The organism is Arthrobacter sp. HS15c (assembly GCF_040812005.1).
In the GTDB taxonomy this organism is placed as follows: domain Bacteria; phylum Actinomycetota; class Actinomycetes; order Actinomycetales; family Micrococcaceae; genus Arthrobacter.
Genome location: NZ_JBFOHM010000012.1, coordinates 53,906 through 80,316, shown reverse-complemented (window position 1 = coordinate 80,316; position 26,411 = coordinate 53,906). Strand labels below are relative to the sequence as shown.

The 26,411-nt window shown below is 66.2% G+C and carries 27 protein-coding genes and 3 tRNA genes; 10 read left to right on the top strand and 20 right to left on the bottom strand.

The genetic code is table 11. The features are described from left to right. The first annotated feature begins 15 nt into the window (after positions 1-15). The 4 genes from ABV518_RS19305 to ABV518_RS19290 are packed head-to-tail and all read left to right on the top strand — an operon-like array spanning position 16 to position 3,300. Entirely contained in the window at positions 16-738 is a 723-nt protein-coding gene (locus ABV518_RS19305; protein ID WP_367770310.1) for a LytR/AlgR family response regulator transcription factor, read from the top strand. Beyond that, positions 735-1,085, top strand: coding sequence for a DUF485 domain-containing protein (locus ABV518_RS19300; protein ID WP_131132519.1), 351 nt, complete (start codon positions 735-737; stop codon positions 1,083-1,085). Before ABV518_RS19305 ends, ABV518_RS19300 begins: the two co-directional genes overlap by 4 nt. 7 nt (positions 1,086-1,092) lie before the next feature. Then, complete coding sequence (locus tag ABV518_RS19295; RefSeq protein WP_367770307.1) at positions 1,093-2,559, top strand: cation acetate symporter; 1,467 nt, start codon at positions 1,093-1,095, stop codon at positions 2,557-2,559. Between the two features lie 51 nt (positions 2,560-2,610). Continuing rightward, positions 2,611-3,300 (top strand): hypothetical protein, encoded by a 690-nt coding sequence (locus ABV518_RS19290; protein WP_367770305.1) that lies wholly within the window; start codon positions 2,611-2,613, stop codon positions 3,298-3,300. Between the two features lie 21 nt (positions 3,301-3,321). Here the strand turns inward: ABV518_RS19290 and ABV518_RS19285 are convergent, their stop codons facing one another. From ABV518_RS19285 to rpsB, 6 genes are all read right to left on the bottom strand, one after another. After that, entirely contained in the window at positions 3,322-3,906 is a 585-nt protein-coding gene (locus ABV518_RS19285; RefSeq protein WP_367770626.1) for a DivIVA domain-containing protein, read from the bottom strand. 92 nt (positions 3,907-3,998) lie between these two features. Then, positions 3,999-4,922: a phosphatidate cytidylyltransferase gene (locus ABV518_RS19280; protein WP_367770303.1), complete on the bottom strand. Its 924-nt coding sequence runs from the start codon at positions 4,920-4,922 to the stop codon at positions 3,999-4,001. Further along, positions 4,922-5,479: a ribosome recycling factor gene (frr, locus tag ABV518_RS19275; RefSeq protein ID WP_367770301.1), complete on the bottom strand. Its 558-nt coding sequence runs from the start codon at positions 5,477-5,479 to the stop codon at positions 4,922-4,924. The genes ABV518_RS19280 and frr overlap by 1 nt, the downstream gene beginning before the upstream one ends. Before the next feature lie 127 nt (positions 5,480-5,606). Beyond that, the gene (pyrH, locus tag ABV518_RS19270) at positions 5,607-6,344 is read right to left on the bottom strand and encodes a UMP kinase (protein ID WP_367770298.1); all 738 of its coding nucleotides are present in this window, start codon (positions 6,342-6,344) and stop codon (positions 5,607-5,609) included. A 128-nt stretch (positions 6,345-6,472) separates the two neighbouring features. Continuing rightward, a complete protein-coding gene (gene tsf / locus ABV518_RS19265) occupies positions 6,473-7,309 on the bottom strand; it encodes a translation elongation factor Ts (RefSeq protein WP_131132525.1) in 837 nt (278 codons plus the stop codon). A 128-nt stretch (positions 7,310-7,437) separates the two neighbouring features. After that, positions 7,438-8,307 (bottom strand): 30S ribosomal protein S2, encoded by an 870-nt coding sequence (gene rpsB / locus ABV518_RS19260; RefSeq protein ID WP_367770295.1) that lies wholly within the window; start codon positions 8,305-8,307, stop codon positions 7,438-7,440. 435 nt (positions 8,308-8,742) lie between these two features. On the opposite strand from rpsB, the gene ABV518_RS19255 reads away from it, so the two are divergent. Beyond that, a complete protein-coding gene (locus ABV518_RS19255) occupies positions 8,743-9,339 on the top strand; it encodes a M23 family metallopeptidase (protein ID WP_367770292.1) in 597 nt (198 codons plus the stop codon). Here the strand turns inward: ABV518_RS19255 and ABV518_RS19250 are convergent. The 6 genes from ABV518_RS19250 to ABV518_RS19225 all read right to left on the bottom strand — a co-directional run bounded on the left by ABV518_RS19250 (position 9,336) and on the right by ABV518_RS19225 (position 14,573). Then, entirely contained in the window at positions 9,336-10,526 is a 1,191-nt protein-coding gene (locus ABV518_RS19250) for an acyl-CoA dehydrogenase family protein (protein WP_367770289.1), read from the bottom strand. The two genes, ABV518_RS19255 and ABV518_RS19250, sit on opposite strands and share 4 nt — an antisense overlap. A gap of 167 nt (positions 10,527-10,693) precedes the next feature. Next, positions 10,694-10,767: transfer RNA gene (locus tag ABV518_RS19245), tRNA-Ile, on the bottom strand. Between the two features lie 78 nt (positions 10,768-10,845). Continuing rightward, on the bottom strand, positions 10,846-12,042 hold the full coding sequence (locus tag ABV518_RS19240) for a glycosyltransferase (protein WP_367770286.1): 1,197 nt from the start codon (positions 12,040-12,042) through the stop codon (positions 10,846-10,848). A gap of 96 nt (positions 12,043-12,138) precedes the next feature. Further along, a complete protein-coding gene (locus tag ABV518_RS19235; RefSeq protein ID WP_367770283.1) occupies positions 12,139-13,047 on the bottom strand; it encodes a DMT family transporter in 909 nt (302 codons plus the stop codon). Next, positions 13,047-13,670, bottom strand: coding sequence for a CDP-alcohol phosphatidyltransferase family protein (locus tag ABV518_RS19230; protein ID WP_367770280.1), 624 nt, complete (start codon positions 13,668-13,670; stop codon positions 13,047-13,049). The genes ABV518_RS19235 and ABV518_RS19230 overlap by 1 nt, the downstream gene beginning before the upstream one ends. A gap of 48 nt (positions 13,671-13,718) precedes the next feature. Beyond that, complete coding sequence (locus ABV518_RS19225) at positions 13,719-14,573, bottom strand: phage holin family protein (protein ID WP_367770278.1); 855 nt, start codon at positions 14,571-14,573, stop codon at positions 13,719-13,721. Positions 14,574-14,752: 179 nt separating this feature from the next. On the opposite strand from ABV518_RS19225, the gene ABV518_RS19220 reads away from it, so the two are divergent. The 3 genes from ABV518_RS19220 (at position 14,753) to ABV518_RS19210 (ending at position 16,710) form a co-directional block, all read left to right on the top strand. After that, complete coding sequence (locus ABV518_RS19220) at positions 14,753-15,976, top strand: multidrug effflux MFS transporter (RefSeq protein ID WP_367770275.1); 1,224 nt, start codon at positions 14,753-14,755, stop codon at positions 15,974-15,976. A 49-nt stretch (positions 15,977-16,025) separates the two neighbouring features. Further along, positions 16,026-16,205 (top strand): hypothetical protein, encoded by a 180-nt coding sequence (locus ABV518_RS19215; protein WP_131132534.1) that lies wholly within the window; start codon positions 16,026-16,028, stop codon positions 16,203-16,205. Between the two features lie 97 nt (positions 16,206-16,302). Beyond that, positions 16,303-16,710: a hypothetical protein gene (locus ABV518_RS19210; protein WP_367770272.1), complete on the top strand. Its 408-nt coding sequence runs from the start codon at positions 16,303-16,305 to the stop codon at positions 16,708-16,710. Positions 16,711-16,714: 4 nt separating this feature from the next. On the opposite strand, the gene ABV518_RS19205 is transcribed toward ABV518_RS19210, so the two are convergent. The 7 genes from ABV518_RS19205 to ABV518_RS19175 form a co-directional block, all read right to left on the bottom strand. Beyond that, positions 16,715-17,104, bottom strand: a complete 390-nt coding sequence (locus ABV518_RS19205) for an FAD-dependent monooxygenase (protein ID WP_367770269.1) — start codon at positions 17,102-17,104, stop codon at positions 16,715-16,717. Positions 17,105-17,359: 255 nt separating this feature from the next. Further along, positions 17,360-17,432: transfer RNA gene (locus ABV518_RS19200), tRNA-Asn, on the bottom strand. 126 nt (positions 17,433-17,558) lie between these two features. After that, positions 17,559-17,631: transfer RNA gene (locus tag ABV518_RS19195), tRNA-Asn, on the bottom strand. A 55-nt stretch (positions 17,632-17,686) separates the two neighbouring features. Next, positions 17,687-19,618: a DNA primase gene (gene dnaG, locus ABV518_RS19190; RefSeq protein ID WP_367770267.1), complete on the bottom strand. Its 1,932-nt coding sequence runs from the start codon at positions 19,616-19,618 to the stop codon at positions 17,687-17,689. Positions 19,619-19,670: 52 nt separating this feature from the next. Further along, a complete protein-coding gene (locus ABV518_RS19185) occupies positions 19,671-20,969 on the bottom strand; it encodes a deoxyguanosinetriphosphate triphosphohydrolase (RefSeq protein ID WP_367770265.1) in 1,299 nt (432 codons plus the stop codon). Further along, on the bottom strand, positions 20,953-22,131 hold the full coding sequence (gene dusB, locus ABV518_RS19180; protein ID WP_367770263.1) for a tRNA dihydrouridine synthase DusB: 1,179 nt from the start codon (positions 22,129-22,131) through the stop codon (positions 20,953-20,955). The genes ABV518_RS19185 and dusB overlap by 17 nt, the downstream gene beginning before the upstream one ends. 90 nt (positions 22,132-22,221) lie before the next feature. Next, positions 22,222-23,664 carry a YibE/F family protein gene (locus tag ABV518_RS19175; protein ID WP_367770261.1) on the bottom strand — a complete coding sequence of 481 codons (1,443 nt, stop codon included), beginning with the start codon at positions 23,662-23,664 and terminating at the stop codon, positions 22,222-22,224. Positions 23,665-23,827: 163 nt separating this feature from the next. On the opposite strand from ABV518_RS19175, the gene ABV518_RS19170 reads away from it, so the two are divergent. Next, positions 23,828-24,505: an alpha/beta hydrolase gene (locus ABV518_RS19170; protein ID WP_367770623.1), complete on the top strand. Its 678-nt coding sequence runs from the start codon at positions 23,828-23,830 to the stop codon at positions 24,503-24,505. Beyond that, entirely contained in the window at positions 24,502-25,302 is an 801-nt protein-coding gene (locus ABV518_RS19165; protein WP_367770259.1) for a DUF1295 domain-containing protein, read from the top strand. Before ABV518_RS19170 ends, ABV518_RS19165 begins: the two co-directional genes overlap by 4 nt. Positions 25,303-25,378: 76 nt before the next feature. Here the strand turns inward: ABV518_RS19165 and ABV518_RS19160 are convergent, their stop codons facing one another. Further along, on the bottom strand, positions 25,379-26,410 hold the full coding sequence (locus ABV518_RS19160) for a GNAT family N-acetyltransferase (protein WP_367770257.1): 1,032 nt from the start codon (positions 26,408-26,410) through the stop codon (positions 25,379-25,381). Position 26,411 lies beyond the last annotated feature (1 nt).

The window sequence follows — 26,411 nt, the reverse complement described above, 5'->3', positions numbered from 1 at the left end:
GGATAATGTAGGACCATGATTAATGTCCTCGTCGCCGATGACGAGTTGCCGGCAGTGGAGGAACTGGCTTACCTCCTGGGCCGGGACGACCGGATCGGCATCATCCACCGCGCCACCTCCGGGTCTGAAGCGTTGAGGGCCCTCACCACGGAATCCGTGGACGCCGTATTCCTGGACATCCACATGCCTGCGGTCTCCGGCCTGGACATTGCCCGGGCCATCGCCCGCAGCAGCCACCCGCCGGCGGTGGTTTTTGTCACCGCCGACGAGGACTGCGCCCTGGAAGCTTTCGAGCTTGCCGCGGTGGACTATCTGCTGAAGCCGGTCCGCGCGGAACGCCTCTCCCGTTCGGTGGGACGGATCAGCGAACTGCTGCGCGACGGCGGCGGCCCGGCACCGGAAATGATCACCGTGGACCAGGGCGGCACCACCCGGATGATCAGGCGCGACGACGTCACCTACGTTCAGGCCCAGGGAGACTACGCGCGGCTCCACACGGCGGACGCCAGCTACCTCATCCGGGTGCCCCTGGCCGACCTCGAGCAGCAGTGGGCTGAGGCCGGATTCATCCGCACCCACCGGTCCTACCTGGTAGCCCTGAAGCATGTGGCCTCGATGAAGCTGGCCGCGGACGGACCAAGCGTCACCGTCGCCGGGGCCAACCTCCCCATCAGCCGCCGGCACCTGCCCACCGTCCGGGAAAAGCTGGAAGCCACCCGCATCCGGCCGCAGCCATGACCCGGGTCCGGGTCACCGCCCCGCTCTCCGCCGCCAGGCCGGCCACGCAGTCGCGGGAGGCAGCCGTGGAATCGGAGGTGGGTCAGCTTTTTGTCAGGTCGCTGATCCGGACCCAGCTGCGGCTGGCGCTCGTCGTGGCCTGCGGATTCCTGCTGATCCTGTGCGCGTTCCCGCTGCTGCTGGCCGCCGTGCCTGGCCTGGCCGAGACCCGGGTGGCCGGCATCCCCTTCGACTGGCTGCTGCTGGGCGCCGGCATCTACCCCGTGACCGGCCTCAGCGCCTGGCTGTACATCCGGACGGCCGCGCGCAACGAGGCGCGGTACCGCGACCTCGCCGAGGACAAGTGATCTTCCCGTGAATCCGGCCGTGGGACTGGTGGCTCTCGTTGTGGTGTCAGTCGCCACCGCAGTGATTGGTTTCTACGGTCTCAGGATTTCCCGCACCACCGGGGATTTCTATGTTGCCTCGCGGACCGTCCGGCCGTGGTGGAACGCCTCAGCCATCGGCGGCGAGTACCTGTCCGCGGCAAGCTTCCTGGGCGTGGCCGGTCTCATCCTGCTCTCCGGAACGGACGCCCTCTGGTTCCCGGTGGGGTACACCGCCGGGTACCTGATGCTGCTGCTTTTTGTGGCAGCCCCGCTGCGCCGGTCCGGTGCGTACACGATCCCGGACTTCACCGAGGCGCGGCTGGACTCGCGGGCAGTCCGCCGGGTGACCAGCGTGGTGGTGGTTGTGGTGGGCTGGCTGTATATCGTGCCGCAGCTCCACGGTGCGGCCCTGACCATCCGGATCACCACCGGGCTTCCCGCCTGGGTGGGGTCCGTCGCCGTTGTCGTCGTGGTGTGCCTGACGGTGGTGGCCGGCGGGATGCGTTCCATCACGTTTGTGCAGGCTTTCCAGTACTGGCTTAAGCTCACGGCCCTGGCCGTCCCGGTCCTGTTCATCGTGTTCGCCCTCGCCGGAAACGGGAGTGCTGCCGTGGCCCCGGCCGCCGTCAACCCCACCGGGCTTGCTCCGGCCGGGCCGTACCAGAACATTTCGCTGCTCGTGGCGCTGCTGTTCGGCACCCTGGGGCTGCCGCACGTCCTGGTCCGCTTCTATACCAATCCGGACGGGCAGTCTGCGCGGCGGACCACGCTGATTGTGCTCGGACTGCTTTCGGTGTTCTACCTTTTTCCGACCGCGTACGGGCTGATGGGGCGGATGTTCGCGCCGGACCTCGCGCGCTCCGGACAGGCAGATGCGGTAGTCCTCCTCCTGCCGGGGCAGCTGATCGGCGGAACAGCCGGGGACCTGCTCTCGGCCCTCGTGGTGGCCGGGGCGTTTGCCGCGTTCCTGTCCACCACGTCCGGGCTGGTGGTTTCGCTGGCCGGCGTGATCAGCCAGGACGTCCTGGGCGGCAGTGTCCGCGGCTTCCGGCTGGCCGCCGTCATCTCGGCGGTGGTCCCGCTGGGCTTCGCGTTCACCACCGATACCCTCGCCCTGGCCGGCAGCGTGGGCCTGGTCTTCGCCTTCACCGCGTCCACGGTCTGTCCCGTCCTGCTGTTGGGCATCTGGTGGCGCGGACTCACTGACACCGGCGCCATCGCCGGGATGGTGACCGGCGGCGTCCTCTGCGGCGGTGCCATGGTGTCCGGCACCGTGCTCGGGGCCGCGGGCACCCCCTTCTGGCTGGCACAGCCGGCCGCGTGGACGGTCCCCGCCGCGTTCGCTGTGATGGTGCTCGTCTCGCGTGCCACCAGGCAGCGGGTTCCGCAGACCATGGCGCGGGTGATGACCCGGCTGCACACCCCCGAAAGGCCGTTGGCCACTGAGCGCTGAACGCCGGGGCTGCCCCTCGCGCCGGGACCATCCAGGGTGGACAATTACCGCATGTCCACACAGGACGAACGTACAGCCGGCGAACCCGAAAGTGTCCCCCCGTCGGTCCGGGCACAGCTGCTCGCCACCGAACACTGGAGCCTGCTGGCTTCCCGGAGCACCACACAGGCTGAAGTGCTGACACGGATCAGCATGTTCCTGATGTTCACCTCGGCCAGCCTGGTGAGTCTTGCCCTGGTGGGCCAGGCCACCAGGTTCTCAGACATGTTTGTGATGCTGGCCATGGTGGTCCTGTCCACCGATCTGCTGATCGGCCTCCTCACGCAGGTCCGCGTCCTGAATGTGGCCATGGAGGACCTGATGTACGTGCTGGCCATGAACCGGCTCAGGGCAGCGTACGTTGACCTGGATCCCGGCATGGCCAAGTACATGCTGGCCGGTACGCACGACGACCAGCCCGGCATGGACCAGACCTACTACTTCCTCAAGGGCCGGAGCACGTGGAGCCACGTTGCCGGGAGCAGCGCGGTCTTCATCATCATGGCAAACACCGCCCTGACGGCGATCCTGCTCGGCACATCCATCACGCTGCTGGGCTGGCCGGCACCGGTGGCGGTCCTGGCCGGGGCGGTCTGCGGACTCGTCTTTGCCGGTGCCTCGATGTTCTACGGCTACCGGCAGTACCGCGACGTGTGGCCGGCCTTCACACCGCTCTCCCCCACGCCTCCGGGCCGGGACTGAGGTGCATCAGCCGGGACGGAATCAGTCGATGGCTGCCATCAGTTCAACCACACGGTCCAGGAAGGCATCCACCTGGTTTTCCTCGTAGCCATCCTTGCCGACGGCGGGACGGAAGACTGCGCGCCGGACGTTGTCCACGCTGAGCGGCTTGTCCTCCTCGAGGTAACCAAGCAGGTCGTAGCAAAGATTGTCCACGTCCAGCGTGTTGTAGCTCCGGGCCTTTTTCTTGGACGGCCGCCGGAACCGCTCGCCGTCGGGCCGGTGCAGCCTGCCGCGGAGGATCCCGGACAGTTTTCCGATTTCACGCAGCCAGGCCTCTTCGCCGCTGGCGGCAATAAGCTCATCCCGCTCACGGCGGGCGAAGGCATCTTCGAGCCTGTCCAGGGCCGCGTCAACCACCGCAGCGGAGTACCCGCCCTTGACCGGGTCAAAGGACACGGCACGGACATCCCCGCTGTTGACAGCGTGGATGGCGGCCTTCGGCGTTTCCAGTGACACGCGCGCACGCTGGAGGAACTGGTCCACCTGTTTGGCGTTGTACCCGTATTCGCCGCGCGGCACGCGCTCAAAGGACGCGGGAATGTGCCGATGAATGTCCACTGCCACTATGTTTTCCTTCATGCTGTTCAGCCGGATCGGTTTAGCACCAGTCTATTGGCGCGGCGGAGCCGGCGGGGTTTCCGGTCGGTGGTTTCCGGTCAGGCGCCTGCAACCAAAACGTACATGACGAAGGCTGCGGGACACGCGAAAACGATGGAATCGAGCCGGTCCATGACGCCGCCATGGCCAGGGAGGATGCTGCTCATGTCCTTGATGCCAAGTTCACGCTTGACCATGGATTCGGCGAGGTCGCCCGCCGTCGAGGCAGCCACCACGCCGACTGCGAGGACCACACCGACCCACCACGGTTTGTCCAGCAGGAAGATGCTGGCCAGGACGCCGATCAGCATGGCGCCCGCGATGGAACCGGCGAACCCTTCCCAGGACTTCTTCGGGCTGATCTTCGGGGCCATGGGATGTTTGCCCAACGATGCCCCCACAAGATACCCAAAGGTGTCATTGGATACCACCAGCAGGAGCATGACGGCCACCTGCCAGGCGCCGTGCGGCACCGTACCGCCCGGCCAGAGCCCCAGGGGTGTGACGCCACCGGACGCGTGGAGCGGCAGCGCCGCGAAGCTGATGAAGAACGGCACCCAGCCGAGCGTGAAGACCCCTGCGAAGATGCTGTTGGCCGAGCCCGCCGCGCTTTCAATCGACCGCCACAGCAGCACGGCAACACAGCTCAGCAGCATGGCAAAGAGCAGGCTTTCCAGTCCGCCAAAATAGGCGACAAAGGGCATGGCCACGGTCCCGGTCATAACCGGGACAATCGGCAGCCTGGTGCCGTTGGCTTCGAGGGCCCGGAAGATCTCCCAGACTCCGAAGATGGCGAAGGTGGTGGTGACCGCCACGAACGCCAGCGGGAGGAAGAGCAGGCCGCCGAGGACGGCAAACAGCATGGCCAGCCCCACGGCGGTGGCCGCGGGCAGGTTCCGCCCGGCTTTCGGCGTGGGGTTGGCCCGGGGCTGCCTGCCCTTCATGCGCGCCCGTTGTGCGGGAGCCTGCTCTGCCTGGCTCATCAGACTTCGAGCAGCTCTGCTTCCTTGCGCTTGAGCAGCTCATCGATGCCGTCCACGTGGGCCTTGGTCAGGGCGTCGAGTTCCTTCTCGGCACGGGTGCCTTCATCCTCGCCGGCTTCGCCGTCCTTGACCAGCTTGTCCAGGGTTTCCTTGGCCTTGCGGCGGATGTTGCGGATGGAGATCTTGGCGTCCTCGCCCTTGGATTTGACGATCTTGACGTATTCCTTGCGGCGTTCCTGCGTCAGGTCAGGGATGGTGATGCGGATGACGTTGCCGTCGTTGGACGGGTTGGCGCCCACCTCTGAGTCGCTGAGGGCGCGCTCGATGTCGCGAAGGGCTGTTTTGTCGAACGGGGTGATAAGGATGGTCCGCGCGTCCGGGATCGCGAAGGAGGCGAGCTGCTGCAGCGGGGTGGGTGAGCCGTAGTAGTCCACCAGGACCTTGTTGTAGAGGCCCGGGTTGGCCCGGCCCGTGCGGATCGAGGCGAAGTCTTCCTTGGCTACCTCTACTGCCTTGTCCATTTTCTCTTCGGCTTCGAGCAAGGTTTCTTCGATCACGGTCTCTCCTCAGAAATCAGTGCAGTCCGGAGGCCGGTTTCCTGCACAATCTTGGTTCAGTGTTACTGGTTCCATCGCTGGGCCGGCCAGCGGGGATGGATCTGTCCTGAAAACATCCTAGCTGTTGCTAGGTGGTCACCAGGGTGCCCAGCTTTTCGCCGAGGATGGCTCGGGTGACGTTGCCTTCGCCTTCCATGCCGAAGACCACCATGGAGAGGTTGTTGTCTTTGCACATGGTCATTGCGGTCTGGTCCATGACCCGGATGTCGCGGCGCAGGGCGTCGTCGTAGCTCAGGGTCTCCAGGCGTTCGGCTGAAGGGTCCTTCTTGGGATCGGCCGTATACACGGCATCCACGCCGCTCTTGGCCATCAGCACAACGTCCGCGTGCACTTCCAGGGCGCGCTGTGCGGCCACGGTGTCGGTGGAGAAGTACGGGAGGCCGGCGCCGGCGCCGAAAATGACCACGCGGCCCTTTTCCATGTGCCTGATGGCGCGGCGGGGAATGTAGGCCTCGGCTACCTGGCCCATGGTGATGGCGCTCTGGACCCGCGTTTCCACGCCGGCCTGCTCCAGGAAGTCCTGCAGGGCCAGGCAGTTCATGACGGTGCCGAGCATGCCCATGTAGTCTGCGCGTGAGCGGTCCATGCCGCTTTGGGACAGTTCGGCGCCACGGAAGAAATTACCGCCGCCGACGACGATGGCCACTTCCACTTCAGGGACCGCCGCGGCGATCTGCTTGGCGACGTCGCGGACGGTTTCGGGGTCAACGCCCAGCTTTCCGCCGCCGAAGACCTCACCTGAAAGCTTCAGGAGAACGCGGCGCCTGCTTTTCTCCGACTGGTTGGACGATTTGACGGCTTCCATGGGTGCCTTCCCGTTCGTGAACTCTGAAAAAGGTTATCCTGCCGGGCGGCCAAAGGTCTCATCGACGGCTGGCCCGGTGCATGCAAAAGGGGCGGCCACCGAAGTGGCCACCCCTTTTGCAGGTGCGACTAGGAGCCGACGCGGAAACGCGTGAAGGCCGTAGCCTTGACGCCGGCCTCTTCGAGGACCTGTGCCACGGACTTCTTGGCATCCTTGGCGAATGACTGGTCAACGAGGACCTCGCCCTTGTAGAAGCCCGTCACGCGGCCTTCGACGATCTTGGTGAGGGCAGCTTCCGGCTTGCCTTCAGCCTTGGCCGTCTCTTCGGCGATGCGGCGCTCGGACTCAACCAGCTCGGACGGAACGTCCTCGCGGGTCAGGTAGTTCGGAGCCATGGCGGCAACGTGGACAGCAACGTCGTGCGCGGCGGTGGTGGCGGCTTCGCCTTCACCGTCGACGGCGAACAGCACGCCGACCTGGGCCGGGAGGTCCTTGGAGGTCTTGTGCAGGTAAGCGTCTACCGTTGCGCCCTCAATGCGGGAGATGCGGCGGACAACAACCTTTTCGCCCAGGACTGCGCCTTCTTCGACGACGACCTCGGAGAGCGGCTTGCCGTCAACGTCGGTGGCGAGGAGGGTGTCGAGGTCGGCAGCGCCGGACTCCACAGCCACGGCCAGGACCTTGTCGGCGAGCTGGATGAACTTGTCAGCCTTGGCCACGAAGTCGGTCTCGCAGTTGACCTCGATCATCACGCCAACGCCGTTGGTGACCTTTGCGGCCACCAGGCCTTCGGCGGTGGAGCGGCCTTCACGCTTGGTCGCGCCCTTGAGGCCCTTGATGCGGATGATTTCGATGGCCTTCTCGGCGTCACCGTTGGCTTCGTCAAGAGCCTTCTTGACATCCATCATGCCGGCGCCGGTGCGCTCACGCAGAGCCTTGATATCAGCGGCAGTGTAGTTCGCCATGTGAACCCCTCTGTCTAGAAAATTTATGTGGTGTACGGACCGACAGGACAGCAGCCCACCTGGTGAGCCGCCGTCCTGTCAGCAGTTCCGGTGCTGCTGGCAGCGCCGGTATTCCGGATTTACTTGTGTTACTTGTCCGCGTCTGCGGCGGGAGCCTCGGCAGCGGCCGGAGCTTCCTCGGCAGCCGGAGCAGCAGCTTCTTCAGCGGCCGGAGCGGCAGCCTCTTCAGCCTTGCTGCCTTCGAGGAGTTCGCGCTCCCACTCAGCCAGCGGCTCTTCCGGAGCTTCCGTGGTGCCCGTGGCGCGCTGGTTACGGGCGATCAGGCCCTCAGCAACGGCGTCGGCGACAACGCGGGTCAGCAGGTTCACGGAGCGGATGGCGTCGTCGTTGCCCGGGATCGGGAAGTCAACCTCGTCCGGATCGCAGTTGGTGTCCAGGATGGCCACAACCGGGATGTTCAGCTTCTTGGCTTCGTCAACAGCAAGGTGTTCCTTCTTGGTGTCCACGATCCAGAGCACCGAGGGTGCCTTGGTCAGGTTGCGGATACCGCCGAGGTTGGTCTCAAGCTTGGTGAGTTCGCGGCGAAGGAGCAGCAGTTCCTTCTTGGTGTATGCAGAACCGGCGACGTCATCGAAGTCGATTTCTTCCAGTTCCTTCATGCGCTGGATGCGCTTGGAAACGGTCTGGAAGTTGGTCAGCATACCGCCGAGCCAGCGCTGGTTCACGTAGGGCTGGCCAACGCGGGTTGCCTGCTCAGCAATTGCTTCCTGGGCCTGCTTCTTGGTGCCGACGAAGAGTACGGTGCCGCCGTGGGCAACGGTGGCCTTGACGAACTCGTAGGCGCGGTCGATGTAGGACAGCGACTGCTGAAGGTCAATGATGTAGATGCCATTGCGTTCCGTGAAGATGAATCGCTTCATCTTCGGGTTCCAACGGCGGGTCTGGTGTCCAAAGTGGACGCCGCTGTCAAGCAGCTGGCGCATAGTTACGACGGGCATGCCGGCGCTCCTTCCGGCAGGTCATTCATGAGAAGGCCCTGAGGCCCTCTTACCCTGCCAATAGTTGACGGTTGTTTAGCGTGGCCCAAGGCGGGCCGTGCTCCTGGCATCCATTGCGCTTCCCATCAGGGCCCTGGGGTCCTGACCGCGGGAGGCACAATCCTCCTCACATGAAGCCGGGGCTTCAGATTCAGAGGGCTGGATGCGCGTAGTCAGCCGCCGCTCCCCCGCACCTCTGAATGAGACGTGCCGACGCGTGCCGGACCGGCGGATTTAACCGCTGACACGACAAACGTTGAGGGCGCAGCAAACTGCTCCATCAAGTGTACTACAGGCACCCCCTCCCGACGGACACCCGGAGGGGCGCCTCAGGCGTTGTCCACATAGCAAAAACGGGCCTTCCCTCAGTGTGAATGGCGGCGGGATGCTGGGCAGATGAAAGCCCCAGCGTTGCTCGCCGCGGTCCTGCTGCTTCCGGCGTCGGTCACGCCGGCCGGTGAGGTGCTGTCCGCCGCACCGGCCCCGGTCCCCGGAGGCCGTTACCCGGACGTTTCGGCATTTGCCGGACCGGCTCCGGCCCAGCCCACGTGGCACTGGCCTCTTGCGCCCAGGCCCGGAGTGCTTCGGGCGTTTGATCCCCCGGACAAGCCGTGGATGAGCGGACACCGCGGGGTGGACCTTGAGGCAACGCACGACGGCGTTCCGGTCACCTCGCCGGAGTCCGGAACCGTCAGCTTCGTGGGCGTGGTGGTTGACCGGCCGGTGATCACCATTGACCACGGAAACGGGCTCCGGAGCAGTTTCGAACCGGTGGAGAGCCCGCTGAAGGCCGGCGACACGGTGGCCAAAGGTGACACGATCGGCACCTTGATGCCCGGCCACTGTGGCCCCCGTCCGTGCGTCCACTGGGGCGTCCGGCGCGGCGAGGACTACGTGAATCCGCTGGAGTTCGTACTTGACCTCCGGCCGTCCATCCTGCTCCCCCTGTCCGGGGGCCGGCCCGATCCGGGACAGGACGATCGCGCAGGCTAAACGATCGCGGAAATGCCCGTGATGGCGCGGCCCGTCACCAGGGTATTGACCTCATGCGTGCCTTCGTAGGAGTAGATGGCCTCCGCGTCGGCGAAGATCTTGGCCATCTCAAAGTCGGTGACGATTCCGTTGCCGCCCAGGAGGCTGCGCCCGATCGCCACGCTTTCGCGCATCCGTGCCGTCGTAAAGGCTTTCGCCAGGGCGGACTGCTCGTCTTTCGCCTGGCCGGCGTCCTCCAGCTGGGAGAGCCGGACCATCATGCCCATGGAGCTGACGGCATTCCCCAGGATCTGCACCAGCTGGCTCTGGACCAGCTGGAAGGATGCCAGCGGGCGGCCGAACTGGTGACGCTCCACGGCGTAGCGCCGGGCCACATCAAACGCCGCCAGCTGCTGGCCCACGGCCTGCCAGGCAACGCCAAGGCGGGTGACCTTGAGGACCTTGTTGGTGTCGCGGAAACTGTTGGCGTTGGCGAGCTTGAAGAAGTCAGGCACCACCACGTTGTCCAGGTTGATGTCCGCGTTCTGGACCGTGCGCAGGGAGATCTTGTTTTCGATCTTGGTTGCACTGAACCCGGCAAGCTTGGTGTCCACCAGGAAGCCCTTGACCTGGTTGTCCGCGAGGTCCCGCGCGTAGATGACCACCCAGTCCGAAAAGGTAGCGTTGCCGATCCAGCGCTTGGCGCCGTTGAGGATCCAGGAGTCCCCTTCGCGCCGGGCAGTGGTGCGGGTGCCGCCGGCCACATCCGAGCCGCCCAGCGGCTCGGTCAGCCCGAATGCCCCGATCTTCTTCAGCGAGTAGATGTCCGGAAGCCAGGCGTCCTGCTGTTCCTGCGAGGCCAGCGCCTCAATGGATCCGGTAAAGAGTCCGTCATGGACGCCCATGAACGTCGAGATCGAGGTGTCGGCCCGCGTGACTTCCGCATGCATCAGTCCGGCGAACAGGTTGGAGTGCCCCTGGCGCCTGACCGGGCTGACCAGGTCGATCTCGGCCAGCCTGGGGATGAGATCCATCGGGAATTCGCCGCGGTTCCAGCAGTCCACGGCGATCGGACGGACTTCGCGGGTAAGGAATTCGCGGACCTCCGCGAGCCTGTCCTGCTCCTTCCCCGTGAGCATCTGCTCAAAAGCGAAAAAGTCACCGTCGGCGTACGGAAGGTTGTTGATGTCAATGGATTTCCTGGACATGGTTTCCTCGCAGTGGATCAGTACGGGCGGAAGAGCCCCGAGGGATGGATGTCCCAGGGAACCCACTAAGTTACTGGTCAGTAACATACCGTATCCTGCGGGTTAAACCAAAGAACCGCGGCCTGTTGTGGCCACGGTTCTTTGGACTGAAATAACGGTTCCAGGGGTAGGGCTACTCGGACTTGAACCGAGGACCTTAGGATTATGAGTCCCGCGCTCTAACCAGCTGAGCTATAGCCCCGTGCGCCCTGCGGATCCGCGTCCAGGGGAGCTTCGGATCCAGCGGGGCAAAAACACTCTAGCAAATCACGGAATGCCTTCAGACCACCTTGTCTTCGAAGCCTGCTCCGCGGTAGAGGTCCTCAAAGGTCTGCAGTGTTCCCTGCATGCTGTGCGGCTCCACCATCCGGCGGCTGGCCCGGCCCATTTCAGCCAGCTCCTCTGCCGGAAGCTGGAGGACCCGGGCGATCTTGGCCGCAAGGTCGTTGCTGTCGTTCGGGGTGAAGAGGTACCCGTTCTCGCCGTCCCGCACCAGGTGCGGCAATGCCATGGCGTCGGCAAGCAACACCGGCGTGGACGCCGACATGGCCTCCAGTGTGACCAGTGACTGCAGTTCGGCGGTGCCGGGCATGCAGAACAGGTCAGCCTTGATGTACGCCTCTCGAAGGTCTTCGTCGCTGGCCAGGCCCAGGAACTTCACCCGGTCCCCCAGGCCCAGCCGTTGCACCTGCGCCTCCAGGGCGGACCGCACCTCGCCGCCGCCAACAATTTCCAGGTGGACGTTCAGGTCCGCCGGCGTCTTGGACACGGCATCAATCAGCACGTCCACGTGCTTCTCCTCGGCCAGCCGGCCCACGAACAGCAGGGTGGGGTGCGCGTGGCGTTCGATGACTTCCCCGGGCTGCAGCTCATAGGCCGAGGCATCGATGCCGTTGGAAAGCGGCAGCACCTTGCGGAGGAAGGCATGCTGGTGCATCGCCTTGGCCGCCAGGGGCGTGGGGGTGGTGACGACGTCGGCCTGGCCCATGACCTTGCCCATGTCCTTCCAGGAGATCTTTCCGATGATGTCCTTGAACCACTGCGGGAACGGCAGGAAGGGGTTGAGGTTTTCGGGCATGAAGTGGTTGGTGGCCACAACTCTAATGCCGCGCTTGACGGCTTCGTAGAGGACGTGTTCGCCGATCATGTAGTGGCTCTGGATGTGTACGACGTCGGGCTTGACCCGGTCGAACAGGAGGCTGATCTCCTTTTTGATCTCCCACGGAAAGCAGATCCGGAAGTATTCGTGCGTAAAGACCCCATGCGATCGGAGCCGGTGCACGGTGGCCTCGGACCGGAACTCCGTAAAGCTCTTTCCGTTGTCCGCGCGGCACGCCAGAACATGCACGTCGTGGCCGCGCCCGGTCATTCCCTTGGCCAGCCGGTAACCGAACGTGGCGGCACCGTTGATGTGGGGCGGATAGGTGTCCGCGGCGATCAGGACAGTCAGCGGAGGCTGGTCGGCGGGCGTTGTCACGTGGAGAGCTCCTGATGGTCTCGGTGCCGGCAGTTAAGGCTGACAGCACCGCTTGGCCGCTGGCACGGTAGTGCCGGGCCTTTTAGTGAAAATCGGCTAGTGGGACGCCCGGCCCGCGGCCTTCCGCGCATCCTTCTTGCGCTTGGTGACCTCGGGGTGGTGCCTGGAAAGGGCGATCACCCCAACGATAGCAAGGGAAGCAGCCGTACCCATGGCAATCGCCATCACGGCGTGGACGTCCGGACGGAGTTCGCCCAGTATGACGATGCCAATGGCGATCCCCACGATCGGGTCGATGACAGTGAGGCCGGCGATGACGAGGTCCGGCGGTCCGCCGGAGTAGGCGTTCTGGACAAACCAGGAGCCCAGGCCGCCGGCTGCGGCTATGGCCACCACGGAGTACCACTGCACGTTGAGCAGGACCAGCCCATTGGGATCCAGCAGGTGCTTGCCGATGATCCTCGTCAGGACGGCCACGAAGCCGAACAGGACGCCCGCACCCAGGATGTAGACGAACGCGCTCATCCGGTGCCGGAACATGGCGGCCAAAGTGCCGAAAATGCCCACTGCGAGCGCCAGCAGCAGCACAATCGTGAGCTCATCGTCGTGGCTGACATGGTGGTTCTCCTGCGTCACGTTGACTGCGAGGAGGACAAACAGCGCCGACCCGCTGACGCACGCTGCGATGGCCACCCAGGTTGCCCTGTTGATGGTGAGGTCCTGGTCCCGGGCGTTGACCACGGTGGTGATCACCAGCGCAATCGCGCCGATCGGCTGTACCACGGTCAGCGGGGCGGAAACCAGGGCGACGGCGTTCATTCCCATCCCGACGCAGAGCAGGAGCAGTCCGAGCACCCAGCGCGGGTTGCGCAGCAACCTGAGGAAGCCGTTGGAACTGAGTGCCAGCCCGCCGGTATCGGCCTTAACGGCACTGCCCTGCTTCTGTGCACCGATGGCCAGGAAAAATGCTCCGAGGACCGCGAGCAGAACCGCCACCCACACCATCAGGCGGTGCCGCCGTCGTGAGGTGGGTGCATTCTGCCCTTCCGCAGGATGGCCCAGAAGTAGTTGTAAGCGGCAATCCAATGCCCGGCCAGGCCGAGGCCCAGCACCACCCAGGCCGCAATGTGCAGGGCCCCGGCCAGCGGAACGTCCAGCCGGGACAGCACCAGCATGGGCGTGCCGAGGAGCAGCAGCCCGGTGCGGACTTTGCCAACCCGGCTCACCGGAAGGTCCGGGTGGCCGCCGAAGTAGGAAAGCGTCAGGACGAGCAGGACGGCGTCGGGAATGACCAGCGCGGCGAGGTAGAGCCAGTGCACCACTCCGGCGATCACCAGGGTGACGGCGACGGCGATCAGCGCCAGCCTGTCTGCGATCGGGTCCATCACGCGGCCCAGCCTGGACGCCTGGTCGAAGCGGCGGGCCACGTAGCCGTCGACCCAGTCGGTGCTGGCCATGACCGCCAGGACCACGACGGCCCAGCCGTACTCCTTCTGGGCCAGGACCAGCCAGATGAAGAGCGGGACGCCCATAAACCGCAGGACGGTGAGGGCATTGGGGACCGTGAAGACGAGGTCGTGGTCAACCTGGGGGCGGCCCGGACGGGAGCCAGCACCAATGAACTTCATCCCGTCCCCCCTTTCCTCAAAGCATGGTGTGCAGCATGGCGTGTGCAGCTACGGGTTCTTCAGCAGCTTGCGCAGCAGCACCACAAAAACGGCGGCAGCGCCTGCAAAAGCGGCCAAGGGCTTCCAACGAAGGGCCGCCCTCCCCGGTTCCCCTGACAGGCCGGAAAACTTCTCCGCGGCGACCTCCCGGCCATGGTTCAGCAGGGCCTGGCCCTCCCGCAGCTTTTCCTGTGCGGCACCTGCAAGGAACCGGACCTGGGGCTTGATGTCGAGTTCGGTGTCCAGTTCGTCGCGGACCTCCGTGAGGTGGCGCCGGCGCTGGTCGAGGCGGCGGTGCAGCTCGGGTTCGGACGCGTGCGGGAATTCCTTATCGTGCGCCTCGGCTTTGGCTTCCTTCTCGGCCTTGGCCTTCGCAGCAGCTTCTGCTTTGGCGGCCTTGGCGGCCTTCGCTTCGGGGCTGGACGGATCGAGGAGGGCCGGGTTGAAGTCCGAGCCTTCCTTGACGATGCCGAGGTCGTGCTTGATCCCCCGGATGGTCTCCTCCGGAACCAGCGGCATGGCCTTCTTGAACTTCTGTAATCCCACCAGGCCGCCGACCGCGGCGATCAGCAGGAACGCGGCACTGACCAGCAGAGCAGCCAGCCACGCCGGCATGATGGTGGCCAGGCCCATGATGGCGGCAACGATGAGCCCCACTACCAGGAACGCCACAAAAACCAGTGCGACGGCGAAGAATGCGGCGGCGACTCCGAGCTGGACGCCCTTGCGCTTGATCTCAACCTTGGCCAGGGCGATTTCGTCATTGATCTGGCGGGGGGCCAACCGGAAAAGGAGTTTGAGGGTTCTGGGGAGCGCAGTGATGCGCAGGCCCTGGCTGGTCCGCCCGCTGTGACGTCCGCTCATCGGTTCCGCCTAACTGGTTGCATGGTCGATTCGGCTTCCGTGTACTGCGGGAGAGTGCAACTGCACAGTCCCCGCCCACAAAACTATCATTCAGGTTCAGGACGAACTTCGGGCCATGCGGAGCGGCGTGCCCTCCAACGCTGTAAATGTTGGATGCATCGGGCCTAGGATTGATCTCCGTGACCATAACCGCCAATCCGGGCGATCTGCTGACCCGCCGCCGGAAACTCCTGTACATCCTCCTGCTCGGCGCGCTTACCGCTTTGGGACCGTTCACCATCGACCTGTACCTGCCGGCCTTCCCCGCGCTTGAGGCCAGCCTGGGAGTCACCGAGGCGCAGGTCCAGCTGACGCTGGCCGGGACAACGGTGGGCTTCGCCCTGGGCCAGTTGGTGGTGGGGCCCTTCAGTGACAAGTTCGGACGGCGGCTTCCGCTGATTCTTGCCACGGCCCTGCATATCGCAGCGTCCGTAGGGGCAGCGCTCTCCACCGACATCGCGACGCTGGGTCTGTTCCGCGTGCTGATGGGCGTCGGCGCCGCGGGCGGCGGTGTGGTTGCCATGGCCATGGTCAGGGACCTATTTTCCGGATATGCGATGGTGCGGATGTTCTCCCGGATGGCGCTCGTCAACGGTCTCGCCCCCATCCTGGCGCCGGTCATCGGCTCACAGCTGTTGCTGGTCATGCCCTGGCCCGGGATTTTTGTGTTCCTCGCCTCCTACGGCACCCTGGTGATCATCGCAGCACTCTTCCTGGTCCGTGAGACCCTCCCGCCGGAAAACCGCGGCCAGTCCGGCCTGACGGCCGGCCAGCGCTACAAAGTCCTCTTCACCGACCGGATCTTCGTGGGGCTCCTACTGGTGGGCGGCATGAACTTCGCCGGGCTCTTTACGTATCTCTCCGCTTCGCCGTTCCTGTTCCAGGACGTCTTTGGGTTCTCCCCCCAGCAGTACGGCCTGTTGTTCGGCATCAACTCCCTGGGCATCGTCGCCGGTGTCCAGACCAGCTCGCGGCTCATCAGGCGCGTACCGCCGCAGTGGATCCTGGCGTGCTCCACGGCCTGGATGTTCCTGATGTCGTTGCTGATTGTTCTCTTCGACCAGCTGGGACTGGGCCTGTGGGGAGTCATGGTGCCGCTCTGGTTCTACATCCTGGGCACTGGCTTTACTTTTCCCTGCGTGCAGGTCCTGGCCCTGGCCAGCCATGGCGACAAGGCGGGTACGGCGGCTTCGCTCCTGGGCGCGGCCACGTTCATGATGGCCGGGCTGATCTCTCCGGTGGTGGGCTGGCTGGGCATCGAGACCGCCACACCCATGGGCGCCGTGCAGGCCGCATGCATCCTGCTGGGAATTGCGGCCCTGTGGCTGGTGGTCCGGCCCCGCACCGTCCCTTCGATCCACTGATCGCCTGCGACAGGCCTGGGGCCGCAACCTCCGGCAGTAGGGTGGGACGATGACACGCAAGCCGCACCGCAACGGGCGGGGACTGTTCCTCGGCGCGGTGCTGGGCGCCGTCGTGGGCTACTTTGCCGGCCGGGCGCTGGGCAACCCGGCGATCGGCATCATCCTTGGCTCACTTGCCGGCTCAGCCCTGCTCTACCGCCTCAATCCGGGCCCCTGGAACCGCCGCTGACCAACCTGCGGCAGCAGCACGGTGCGTGCCAAGCCGAGGGCCCTCCTTCCGTTCCGCCCCCTGCCGCCCGGGGCGCTTCCCGCGATAAAATGTTTCCGTGCACAGCTGGCAGGCCCCACCGCCACTCCCGGCCACGTGGCAACGGTGCGACACCGGCATATTGCCCCTGTGGTGGGATCGGCTGTGTGCCCAAACAGGTGAGCAGTCGGCGGCACTGTACGCCGCGGGTCTCTTCACCGAGGACCGCCGCCGTCCCATCGCGCAGTGGTACAACCCCGCGTTTAACGCGGCATTGCTCGTAGCGCCCGAGACCTCCGCCGAATGGCCCGTGCAGCGCTTCGGCATCTTCTACGCGCCACCGGACTCCGGCTTCACGCGCGTGTACTCCGCCCCGCACGAATGGCACCCGCGGGAGCCGCGCAAGTCCCCCACCGAGCAGGAGGCCTTCCAGGCGGCCATCGCCGAGGCGGAGCGCTTCCTGCAGGTGGAGATGGACTTCGTCTGACAGATCACGACGACTGCGGCCCGGCGGGGGAAAGCGCCGGATGGTCCCAGCGCATCACGAAGTCGGCCTGCCGCAGCGCGGCCGAGGGGCCAAAGAACGCCATGCTGCGCAGCATGCCGTTCCTGAGCCTCCGCACCACGGGATTCCGGGCCGTGGCGAGCCGCGCGATCTGCTCAGAACGGCGCACTATCAGCGAGGTTCGCGGCAGACGGGCGGCCGTGTAGTCCGCAAGGCCGTCAGCCACAGCGTCCGCGGCGGCAACGCAGTAGGCGAGGGTAACGGCGTCCTCTACCGCCTGGCAGGCACCCTGGCCCAGGTTCGGTGCCATCGCGTGGGCGGCATCGCCGAGGATCGCCACCTTGCCCCGGTGGAGTGCCGGCAGCGGCCTCCGCATGGAGTAGATGTCGGCGCGTATGATCGCCGCCGGATCGATCCGCGCGATGACATCAGGGATCGGGGGCGGACGTCAGGCCGCCGATGCCGGCCCCTATGATGACCGCCCGGCGTGCAAGCGTCCCCGCCATGCGTGCCTCCGCGTCCTGTGTCCATGACATCCGGGTGTCCCCACATCATGAACCAAGACCGCGGCAACGGGAAGAGACAAAAAATCCCCGCCCTCCATATGGAGGACGGGGACTTTTTGTGTTTGCTCCTCCTGCTGGACTTGAACCAGCAACCCTTCGATTAACAGTCGAATGCTCTGCCAATTGAGCTAAGGAGGAATGAAGCAGGTATGACATTAGCAAACGTTTCAGGGCTATGGGAAATCGGCGCCCTGACAGCGAAGAAATACCCTCCCCGGGTATAAAAAAGTCCCCGTTCCGGAGGCCCGGAACGGGGACTGCGCGCTCCTCCTGCTGGACTTGAACCAGCAACCCTTCGATTAACAGTCGAATGCTCTGCCAATTGAGCTAAGGAGGAATGAAGCGGGTACAAGCCTAGCAAAGACCCCGCGGGGAAGTGAAATCGGGCCGCCCTACGCGTCCGAGCGCAGTGCCCGGCGTTCCATTTCCAGCATCATCAGTTCCCTGTTGAGCCGCTGGAAATCCTCCGGGTCAGCCGCCGGATCCAGCCGCTGCAGCTGGCCCATTTTGTCCGCCTTCACCCGGGTGATCTGCAGCTCGAACAGCCGCGAGAGGATGTCCTTGCAGTACTTCTGGACCGCTTCCTCGGTGCTCGCGGGCAGGGGCACCACAGCAAGTTCGGACACCAGCGGCCGGAGGGGTTCCGGCACCTCGTTCATGACCTGCTCCACCCAGCGCACGGGGTCTCCGATGAGCCCGGGTCCGGAGGCCCGCATGGCATCATGAACGGCCTGGAAGGCCGGTGTGACAAATCTCGCAGCCGAGAAACGCTCCCAGATGCCTCCGCCCAGGAGCGAAGGCTCCTGCAGCGCCACCTCGATCGCCTGCCGCTCCATGGACGCCACGGGGTCGCGGGGGTCGGGGCGGTGGTAGGAAGGGACCGCTCCCGACGCCGGCCCTGCAGCGACGCCGGGTCCGCCCGCCTGCGGCGTCGGCGCCGAGGTGTGGGCACCGCCCGGGGCAGTGGCGCCCGGAGCGCCCGGCGGGCCCGAGGCAGCCCGCTTCATCGCGACCGCTACGGCCCTGCTGACTTCCTCCACGGACATGCCGAGCCAGCCCGCCAGTTCACGGGCGTACTCGGGCCTGATGCCGACGTCGCGGATCTGGCCCACCACGGGAGCGGACTCCCGCAGGGCGGCCACCCTGCCTTCCACGGTGTCCAGGTTGTGCCGCTTCAGGGTGGCGCGGATGGCAAATTCGAACAGCGGCCGGCGGGTGCTGATGAGGTCGCGGACCGCGGCGTCCCCCCTGGTTTGCCGCAGGTCGCAGGGATCTGCGCCGGTGGGCTCCACTGCCACATACGTCTGCGCGGTGAAGCGCTGGTCCTCTTCGAAGGCCCGCAGGGCCGCCTTCTGGCCGGCGGCGTCGCCGTCGAAGGTGAAGATGACCTCTCCCCCGGTGCCGTCGTCAGACAGCAGGCGGCGGGCTATCTTGATGTGCTCGGTGCCGAACGCCGTGCCGCAGGTGGCCACCGCCGTCGGAATTCCCGCGAGGTGGCATGCCATCACGTCCGTGTAGCCTTCCACCACCACCAGCTGGCGGTCCTTGGCGATGCTCCGTTTGGCGAGGTCGATCCCGTAGAGCACCTGGGACTTTTTGTAGAGCGTGGTCTCGGGGGTGTTGAGGTACTTGGGGCCCTGGTCGTCCTCATAGAGCTTGCGGGCGCCGAAGCCGATGGTGTCCCCGGCGATGTCGCGGATGGGCCAGATGAGCCGGCCGCGGAAGCGGTCGTAGATGCCCCGGTTTCCTTCGGAGAACATTCCGGTGAGCTTGAGTTCCTGGTCGGTGAAGCCGCGTCCGCGGAGGTGCTTAAGGAGCGCGTCCCAGCCCTGCGGCGCGTAGCCGACGCCGAACTGCTCCGCGGCGGCGCGGTCAAAGCCGCGGCCGTGCAGGAAGTTCCGGCCCTCCGCTGCCCCGGGGGTTAGCAGCTGGGCGCGGAAGAATTCGTCAGCGATCTTGTGCGCGTCCAGGAGCCGCTGCCGCTTGCCCACTTCCTCGCGGTTGGGCCCGGTGCCGCCGTCTTCATAGCGCAGCTCGTAGCCGATGCGGGCGGCCAGTTTCTCCACGGCCTCGTGGAAGGAGGTGTGGTCCTGTTTCTGGACAAAGGCGATGACATCGCCGTCCTCGCCGCAGCCGAAGCAGTGGTACCTGCCCACTTGGGGGCGGACGGTGAACGACGGCGAGCGCTCGTCGTGGAAGGGGCACAGGCCCTTGTAGGTTCCCAGCCCGGCACCCTTGAGCGTGACGTAGCCGTCAACCACTTCCTTGATGTCCGTGCGCTGGCGTACTTCGTCGATATCTTCACGTTTGATCAGGCCAGCCACAAAGCCATCCTAGTCCCGGGGCCGGACAAGCTGGTCCGCCGTGAGGCGTCCGTCACCACAGCGACGGCAGGCTCCCCACGAGCCGTTCGTACATGGCCAGCGCCGAGCCGTCCGTCAGCGACGCGACCTGGTCGATGACCACGCGGAGCCGTGCGCCGTCGTCGGCCGCGTCCCGCCAGTCCGCCGCGAACATGGGTTCGAGATGGCGGTCGCCAGTGGCACTCAGCGCGGTGACCAGGGAGTGCAGCACCTCGCGCTGGCGTTCGTAGATCGGCTGGCGGTGCTCGGTGGTCATCACGAACGTGGTGGCCAGGCCCTTCATCACCGCGATCTCCATCACCGTTTCGTCCGGCACCATCAGCTCGGCGTTGTACCTGGTGAGGTTCTCCGGGCCATACAGGGTGCGGGTGGTCTCCAGGGCGCTCTGGCAGAACCGGCCGATCAGCTGGCTGGTCATGTTCTTCAGGGCAGCCATGGATTTGCGGCTTCCGTCTGCCTCGCGCACCCAGACGTCGGTGGCTTCCAGCCGGGCCAGGGCAGCGTCAATGGCGGCTGGATCGTTGTGCGGGAGGTACCACTGCTTGGCGTAGCCCACCACGCGGGCACGGTGGTCCGGGTTGTCCATCCAGCGGAGCTGGAAGTGCCCGGCGACGATCGCGTCCTCGACGTCGTGCACGGAGTAGGAAATGTCGTCCGCCAGGTCCATGACCTGGGCTTCCAGGCAGGACCGGCGCACCGGTGCGCCCTCCCTGAGCCAGTTGAAGATGGGGAGGTCGTCCTCGTAGGCGCCGAACTTGCTGGTGCGCTGGCCGTGGATCACCGGCGCCTCCAGGGCAGACCAGGGATACTTCGCGGCGGCGTCCAGGCTTGCCCGGGTGAGGTTCAGGCCGGCCGGGCGGCCGTCCGTGGCCAGGACCTTGGGCTCCAGCCGGGTGAGCAGGCGGAGGGTCTGGGCATTGCCTTCAAAGCCGCCGATGGCGTGCGCCACCTCATTCAGGGCGGACTCGCCGTTGTGGCCGAAGGGCGGATGTCCGAGGTCATGGCTGAGGCAGGCCGTGTCCACCACGTCCGGGTCGCAGCCCAGGGCGCGGCCCAGTTCACGGCCGACCTGCGCCACTTCCAGGCTGTGTGTCAGGCGGGTCCTGACGAAGTCGTCCGTGTCCGGCGCCACCACCTGGGTCTTGGCGCCCAGCCGCCGCAGCGCCGACGAGTGCAGCACCCGGGCGCGGTCGCGCTCGAAGTCGGAGCGGTAGGTGGTTTTGGGAGGCTCCTCCACCCAGCGGGCGGAATCGTGGGCGTCGTAGCCGGGCAGGACCGGTGCGGTGGTGCGGGTTTCAGCCACCGGAAACATCCAGCTCCGCGGCCGCGATTTCCTGGGACTGCGCATCGTTGAGGGCGCGGGACTCGAGCCAGTCCTTGGGCAGCGCCGGTTTCTTCGGCGATCCTGCACGGCCGCGGGGACCTTCTGCGTCCACGCCGGGGTACGGCGAGTCCTGGTCCAGCTCGGCCAGTGTTTCGCGCAGCACCTCCAGGCTGGTGACCAGGGCCAGCCGGGTGCGCAGCTCCCCGCCCACCACGTAGCCCTTGAAGTACCACGCCATGTGCTTGCGGATCTCGCGGAGGGCCTTGCCCTCGTCGCCGAAGGTTTCCACCATCAGTTCCGCGTGGCGGTAGACCCCTTCCGCTACCTGCCGCAGGTTGGGCTTGTGCCTGGTGTCGCTGCCTTCGAACGCGGCCTGCAGGTCCCCGAAGAGCCAGGGCCGCCCCTGGCAGCCGCGGCCCACCACCACGCCGTCGACGCCGGTTTCCCGGACCATGCGCACGGCGTCTTCTGCGGACCAGATGTCGCCGTTGCCCAGGACGGGAATGTCCGGCAGGGCTTCGCGCAGCCGGGCGATGGCGGTCCAGTCAGCCTGGCCCGAATAGAACTGTGCGGCCGTGCGGCCGTGGAGTGCGACGGCGGCGACACCGGCATCGCGGGCAATCCGGCCGGCGTCGAGGTACGTCAGGTGGTCCTCGTCGATGCCCTTGCGCATCTTGATGGTCAGCGGGACGTTGCCCTTGGACGCCTCTTTGACCGCGGTCTGGACGATCGAGGTGAACAGGTCGATCTTCCACGGCAGGGCCGAGCCGCCGCCGCGCCGGGTCACTTTGGGAACCGGGCAGCCGAAGTTCAGGTCGATGTGGTCGGCCCGGTCTTCCTCCACCAGCATCCGGACGGCGGCGCCCACGGTCACCGGGTCCACGCCGTACAGCTGCACGGACCTGACCTTCTCGTCGTCGTCGTGCGAGATGATGCGCAGGGATTCGGGCGTGCGCTCCACAAGGGCGCGGGAGGTGACCATCTCCGCCACGTACATGCCGCCGCCGTACTCACGGCAGAGCCTGCGGAAGGCGGAGTTGGTGATGCCCGCCATGGGAGCCAGGATCACGGGGGTGTCCACCGTGATGGGGCCCAGCTTCAGGGGCGGGAGTTCCAGCTTGGGGGCAGGAGGCGTTGCTGTAACAGTCACCTGTCCATTGTCGCAAAGCCGGGCAAATCGGGAGCGGCACCCTCGGCAGGGATGCTTCCCTGAAGCGCCTGACGGCGGGGCCGCGGCCAGTCAGCCGCGGTCCGCCCTGCGTCCCCGCCGTGTTTCTGCCGGCGTTTCTGCCTGCCCTGTTTCTGCAGCCACCGCCGCAGCGGCGGCGAGCGCGCCGGTGTCGTCCACGTCGTCCGGGCTCACGGCGCGGCGCTCCTGGGTTTCGCCGTGGTCCCCTGCAGCGGGACCCGACGGGAGCCCGGCGGTCCGGATTCCGGTTGCTTTGACCACCAGTACCGCGATGAGCGTGGTCACCGGGATGGCGAGGACCAGCCCGATGGAACCCACCAGCGTCCGGATGACTTCCTCGGAGAGTTCGGCGCTGGTGAGGGTATCCCCCAGCGGGCGGTCGTAGAGCATCACGATGATCAGGATGGGCAGCGCCGCCCCCGCATAGGCGAAGGCGATGGTGTAGACGGTGGAGGCGATGTGGTCGCGTCCGATCCTCATGGCCGAGGTGAACAGCTTGCGGGCACTCGTGGCGGGGGCAAGTTCGTACAGTTCCCAGACTGCGGACGACTGCGTGATGGTGACGTCGTTAAGGACGCCCAGGCCCGAGATGATCAGGCCGCACAGGATCACCCCGGAGATGGAAATGTTGGCCGAGGTGTTCACCAGTGTGGCGGCGTCGTGGTTGCCCACGCCCGCGAGGTTTGCGGCGTCGGTGGCCCAGGCTGCCAGGAGCGCCGTGATGGCGAGGCCAAACATGGTGCCCAGCAACGCCGTCGACGTCCGCGCCGAGAAGCCGTGGGCGAAATAGAGGACCCCGATCATAATCACCGTGGAACCCACCAACGCCAGAAGCAGCGGCGGCTTGCCCTCCACCAGTCCCGGCAGCATAAAGCTGACCAGCACAAAGTACGCTCCGACAAGTCCGATCAGGGCCCGGAGTCCCCGCCAGCGGGCAACCGCGATCACCACCACCGCGTACAGAAGGGCCAGCAGGACAATGGGCAGTGTCCGGACAAAGTCCACAAAAATGTAGGCCGGGGAACCCTGCCCCGCGGACGCGCCCTGGGCGTTGGAGAGGTTGAGGTACCGGATCTGGTCCCCCGGCTTCACGCCGTGGGACTTGGCGATGTCCGGGTTGATCACCACTTTGACGGGGTTGCCCCCCTTGTCCGGCTCGGTGAAGGCGAACGTACAGTCCGAGCCCTCGCCGCCGGAAGCCTGCTGGCCGGAATTCGCGTTGGGCGCCGCGGTGCCCTGCATGCAGCTTTCCACCACCACGCTTTGGATCTTGCCGGTGTCGAACGTCACCCCCGGCGCCGCCGAGTATGGGTTGGCCAGGGAAATGCCTTCCTTGCTCCCGGACGGCCACAGCATGGCCATCGCTGCCAGGGTCAGCAGGGTGAGCGGCACCAGCACTGCGGCGAGTATGTAGTTCGCTTTCCTGCGGGCGGCAATCGCCTGGGCCGTCGGCTCCGAATGGCCTTGTGAAACGTGGGTGTGACCGGACCCCATCAGCAGTTGAACCTCATACCTTGAACTCTACGTCCGGCGCCATAGGGTTGATAAATGGACCACCAGGAACTGGGAGGAACCCCGCGTGACCAAGCGCAAGACTGATGAACCCGGCAAGCCTCACTCCGCCGGGGCCGTTGACCGGCCCTCGCGCGCGGCGGTCCTGACTGTTCTGGAGCCGTCCGGACCCACGCTGGGTGTGGCGCTCGTGCTCCATGGGGGCAAGTCGCACAGCTTCGAGCCTGTGGCGGCACACCACCTGAGCCCCGCCCGGATGGTGCCGTTTGCCAAACACCTGCACCGCGCCGGGCGGGACCATGGCCTGGCGGTGTGGTCGTTGCGCAACAGCGTGCGGGGCTGGAACGGCCACGACATGACGCCGCTGCAGGATGCCCGGTGGGCCCTGGAGCAGATCAGGCAGCGGCACCCGGGGGTTCCGGTCTTCCTGCTGGGACATTCCATGGGAGGGCTGACGGCGGTGTGCGCGGCCGACGATCCGCAGGTGGCCGCCGTAGTGGCCCTCGCGCCCTGGCTCAGCCCCGAAACACCCTCGACCCGGGTTGCCGGGAAGAAAGTGCTGATTGTCCACGGGACCACCGACCGCTGGACCAGCGCCTCCGAGTCGCTCAAGTTTGCCCGCCGCGCCACCGGCACCGCCTCCATGCAGTACGTGACCCTCAAGGGGGCCGGCCATTTTATGTTCCGCCGGGTCCGCCTGTGGCATGCCCTGGCTACGGGCTTCATCATGAAAGCCTTCGGCGAGGCGACCGGGGCCGGTCCCGCCTCGGCGCGTGCCCTGGATGACCTGTTGCCTGCGACATCCGTCCAGGTCACCCTGTGAATCCTTTTCCTTGGCCGGAGTTCGTGGCTTCGCTCCCCTGGACGGCGTTGGCCGTTGTCCTGGTCCTGGCCCTGACCTTCGCCGTGGCAGTCCGGCAGGACAGGCACTCCGTCATGGACGTGGCGTGGGGGCCGGGTTTTGTGGCTGTCGCCGCCGTGTCCTGGTTCCTGTCAGCCGCCTACGGAGATGACCTGCGGCGGCTGCTCCTGCTGGTGCTGACAGCCATCTGGGGGCTCCGCCTGGGCGTGCACATCGGCTGGCGCGCCCGCGACGGGCACGAGGATCCCCGCTACAAGGCGATGCTGGGTTCGGCGCCGGGTTCACGCAACGTCTACACCCTCCGCCGGGTCTACCTGCCGCAGGGCGTGGTCATGTTCTTTGTCTCCCTCACCGTCCAGGTGGGCATGTTCTCCACCGGACCGGTCGGGTGGCTCGCCCTCCTGGGAGTCCTGCTGTGGCTGACCGGCTTCATTTTTGAGGCCGTGGGCGACTGGCAGCTGGCCCGGTTCAAGAAGGATCCGTCACGCCGCGGGACGGTGCTCAACACGGGGCTCTGGCGCTACACCCGGCACCCGAACTACTTCGGCGATGCCGCCGTCTGGATCGGCCTGTTCCTGGTCACCGCGGAGTCCTGGCCGGGCGTCCTGACGCTGCTGTCACCGGCCCTGATGGTGTGGACACTGGCCGGGAAGACGGGCAAGCCGCTGACAGAGAAGGCGATGTCCGGCCGGCCAGGCTACCGCGAGTACGTCGAATCCACCAGCGGCTTTATCCCTTGGCCGCCCAAGCGAAGGTGACGCCCATGTGAGTAGCAGCAGGTGTCGTTTTGAGGCTCCAAAACGACACCTGCTGATACTTAGTTGGGTGGGAGGGTCAGTCCGCGACGATCAGCGTTTCCGCGCCCGCCTGCCGCGCCTTGCCGCTGTCCAGCAGGGGTTCGACGGCGGCACGCAGGGCTGCCATGGAGTCGTCCAGTTCCAGCATGACCGGGTGCTGGTACGCGATGAGCGAGAGCAGGTCGCGGACCGCTTCGGCGGCATCGGCGGTGTCCAGGGCAGGATCGTGGCCAACAAAAACATCCGTGGCAGCCGAACCCGGAGCGGAGCCTTCCGGGGCCAGCGGATCCTGGGAGGCCTCCGCGTAGCTCACCGCGAAGGCGCGGATCCTGCCCTTCTTGCTGGGCGCAACGCCCGAGCCGAAGGCGGACTCCGGCTCGGCCCGCAGCACAATCGCACCGTGGGCGCCGGTGAGGTCGTCAAGGAAGAGCTTCTGCACCTGCCCCATGGACAGCACGCCCGGTGAATCCCAGCCGTGGATGGACGTGTAGTACCGCCCCACCACGTCGGTCAGCTCAACGGACCCGGTGGCGAGGTCCATGACCACATCGGACCCTGCGTTCTCGTCGTTGGCCGGGCGGCCGCCGTTGTCCTTGGCCGGGAAGACCGGCAGCTTCAGGGCGCCGGGTTCCACCACCACCAGCCGGGAACGCTGGATGGCCGACAGGCCGAACTCCTCGGCGAACGCGGCCCCGGGGCTGCCGGGCTGGACCTTCGCGCGGAGCTTGGTAACGCCCGACGGCGCATGGTCGGCTTCGCGGCGGAGCATGGTCAGGAGCGTCGCACCGATGCCGGCGCGCCGGTGATCCCGGGCCACCTCGATGTAGGCCCACAGCCGCTCGGGGTGCAGCGATGCCTCGTACACCACGCCCGCTGCCACCGGAATGCCGACGCCGTCAACGACGTCTTCGGCCACGATGGTGCGACGCCACGGGGTTCCGTCAGCACCGGCGGAGGACACGGTCAGGGCGCCGCGGAACTGGCCGGCCTGGAACGTCTCCGGGTCGCCCCAGATCTCCAGCAGCGCCAGGTCGTCGCCTTCGCGCCATTCGCGGTATTCGATGGCCATG

Excerpts from the sequence above, each read along its gene's own strand:
- ABV518_RS19305 (WP_367770310.1), top strand. The coding sequence starts at position 16 with ATGATTAATGTCCTCGTCGCCGATGACGAGTTGCCGGCAGTGGAGGAA.
- ABV518_RS19300 (WP_131132519.1), top strand. The coding sequence starts at position 735 with ATGACCCGGGTCCGGGTCACCGCCCCGCTCTCCGCCGCCAGGCCGGCC.
- ABV518_RS19290 (WP_367770305.1), top strand. The coding sequence starts at position 2,611 with ATGTCCACACAGGACGAACGTACAGCCGGCGAACCCGAAAGTGTCCCC.
- ABV518_RS19280 (WP_367770303.1), bottom strand. The coding sequence starts at position 4,922 with ATGAGCCAGGCAGAGCAGGCTCCCGCACAACGGGCGCGCATGAAGGGC.
- pyrH (WP_367770298.1), bottom strand. The coding sequence starts at position 6,344 with ATGGAAGCCGTCAAATCGTCCAACCAGTCGGAGAAAAGCAGGCGCCGC.
- tsf (WP_131132525.1), bottom strand. The coding sequence starts at position 7,309 with ATGGCGAACTACACTGCCGCTGATATCAAGGCTCTGCGTGAGCGCACC.
- rpsB (WP_367770295.1), bottom strand. The coding sequence starts at position 8,307 with ATGCCCGTCGTAACTATGCGCCAGCTGCTTGACAGCGGCGTCCACTTT.
- ABV518_RS19255 (WP_367770292.1), top strand. The coding sequence starts at position 8,743 with ATGAAAGCCCCAGCGTTGCTCGCCGCGGTCCTGCTGCTTCCGGCGTCG.
- ABV518_RS19250 (WP_367770289.1), bottom strand. The coding sequence starts at position 10,526 with ATGTCCAGGAAATCCATTGACATCAACAACCTTCCGTACGCCGACGGT.
- ABV518_RS19235 (WP_367770283.1), bottom strand. The coding sequence starts at position 13,047 with ATGGTGTGGGTGGCGGTTCTGCTCGCGGTCCTCGGAGCATTTTTCCTG.
- ABV518_RS19230 (WP_367770280.1), bottom strand. The coding sequence starts at position 13,670 with ATGAAGTTCATTGGTGCTGGCTCCCGTCCGGGCCGCCCCCAGGTTGAC.
- ABV518_RS19225 (WP_367770278.1), bottom strand. The coding sequence starts at position 14,573 with ATGAGCGGACGTCACAGCGGGCGGACCAGCCAGGGCCTGCGCATCACT.
- ABV518_RS19215 (WP_131132534.1), top strand. The coding sequence starts at position 16,026 with ATGACACGCAAGCCGCACCGCAACGGGCGGGGACTGTTCCTCGGCGCG.
- ABV518_RS19205 (WP_367770269.1), bottom strand. The coding sequence starts at position 17,104 with ATGCGGAGGCCGCTGCCGGCACTCCACCGGGGCAAGGTGGCGATCCTC.
- ABV518_RS19185 (WP_367770265.1), bottom strand. The coding sequence starts at position 20,969 with ATGTTTCCGGTGGCTGAAACCCGCACCACCGCACCGGTCCTGCCCGGC.
- ABV518_RS19175 (WP_367770261.1), bottom strand. The coding sequence starts at position 23,664 with ATGGGGTCCGGTCACACCCACGTTTCACAAGGCCATTCGGAGCCGACG.
- ABV518_RS19160 (WP_367770257.1), bottom strand. The coding sequence starts at position 26,410 with ATGGCCATCGAATACCGCGAATGGCGCGAAGGCGACGACCTGGCGCTG.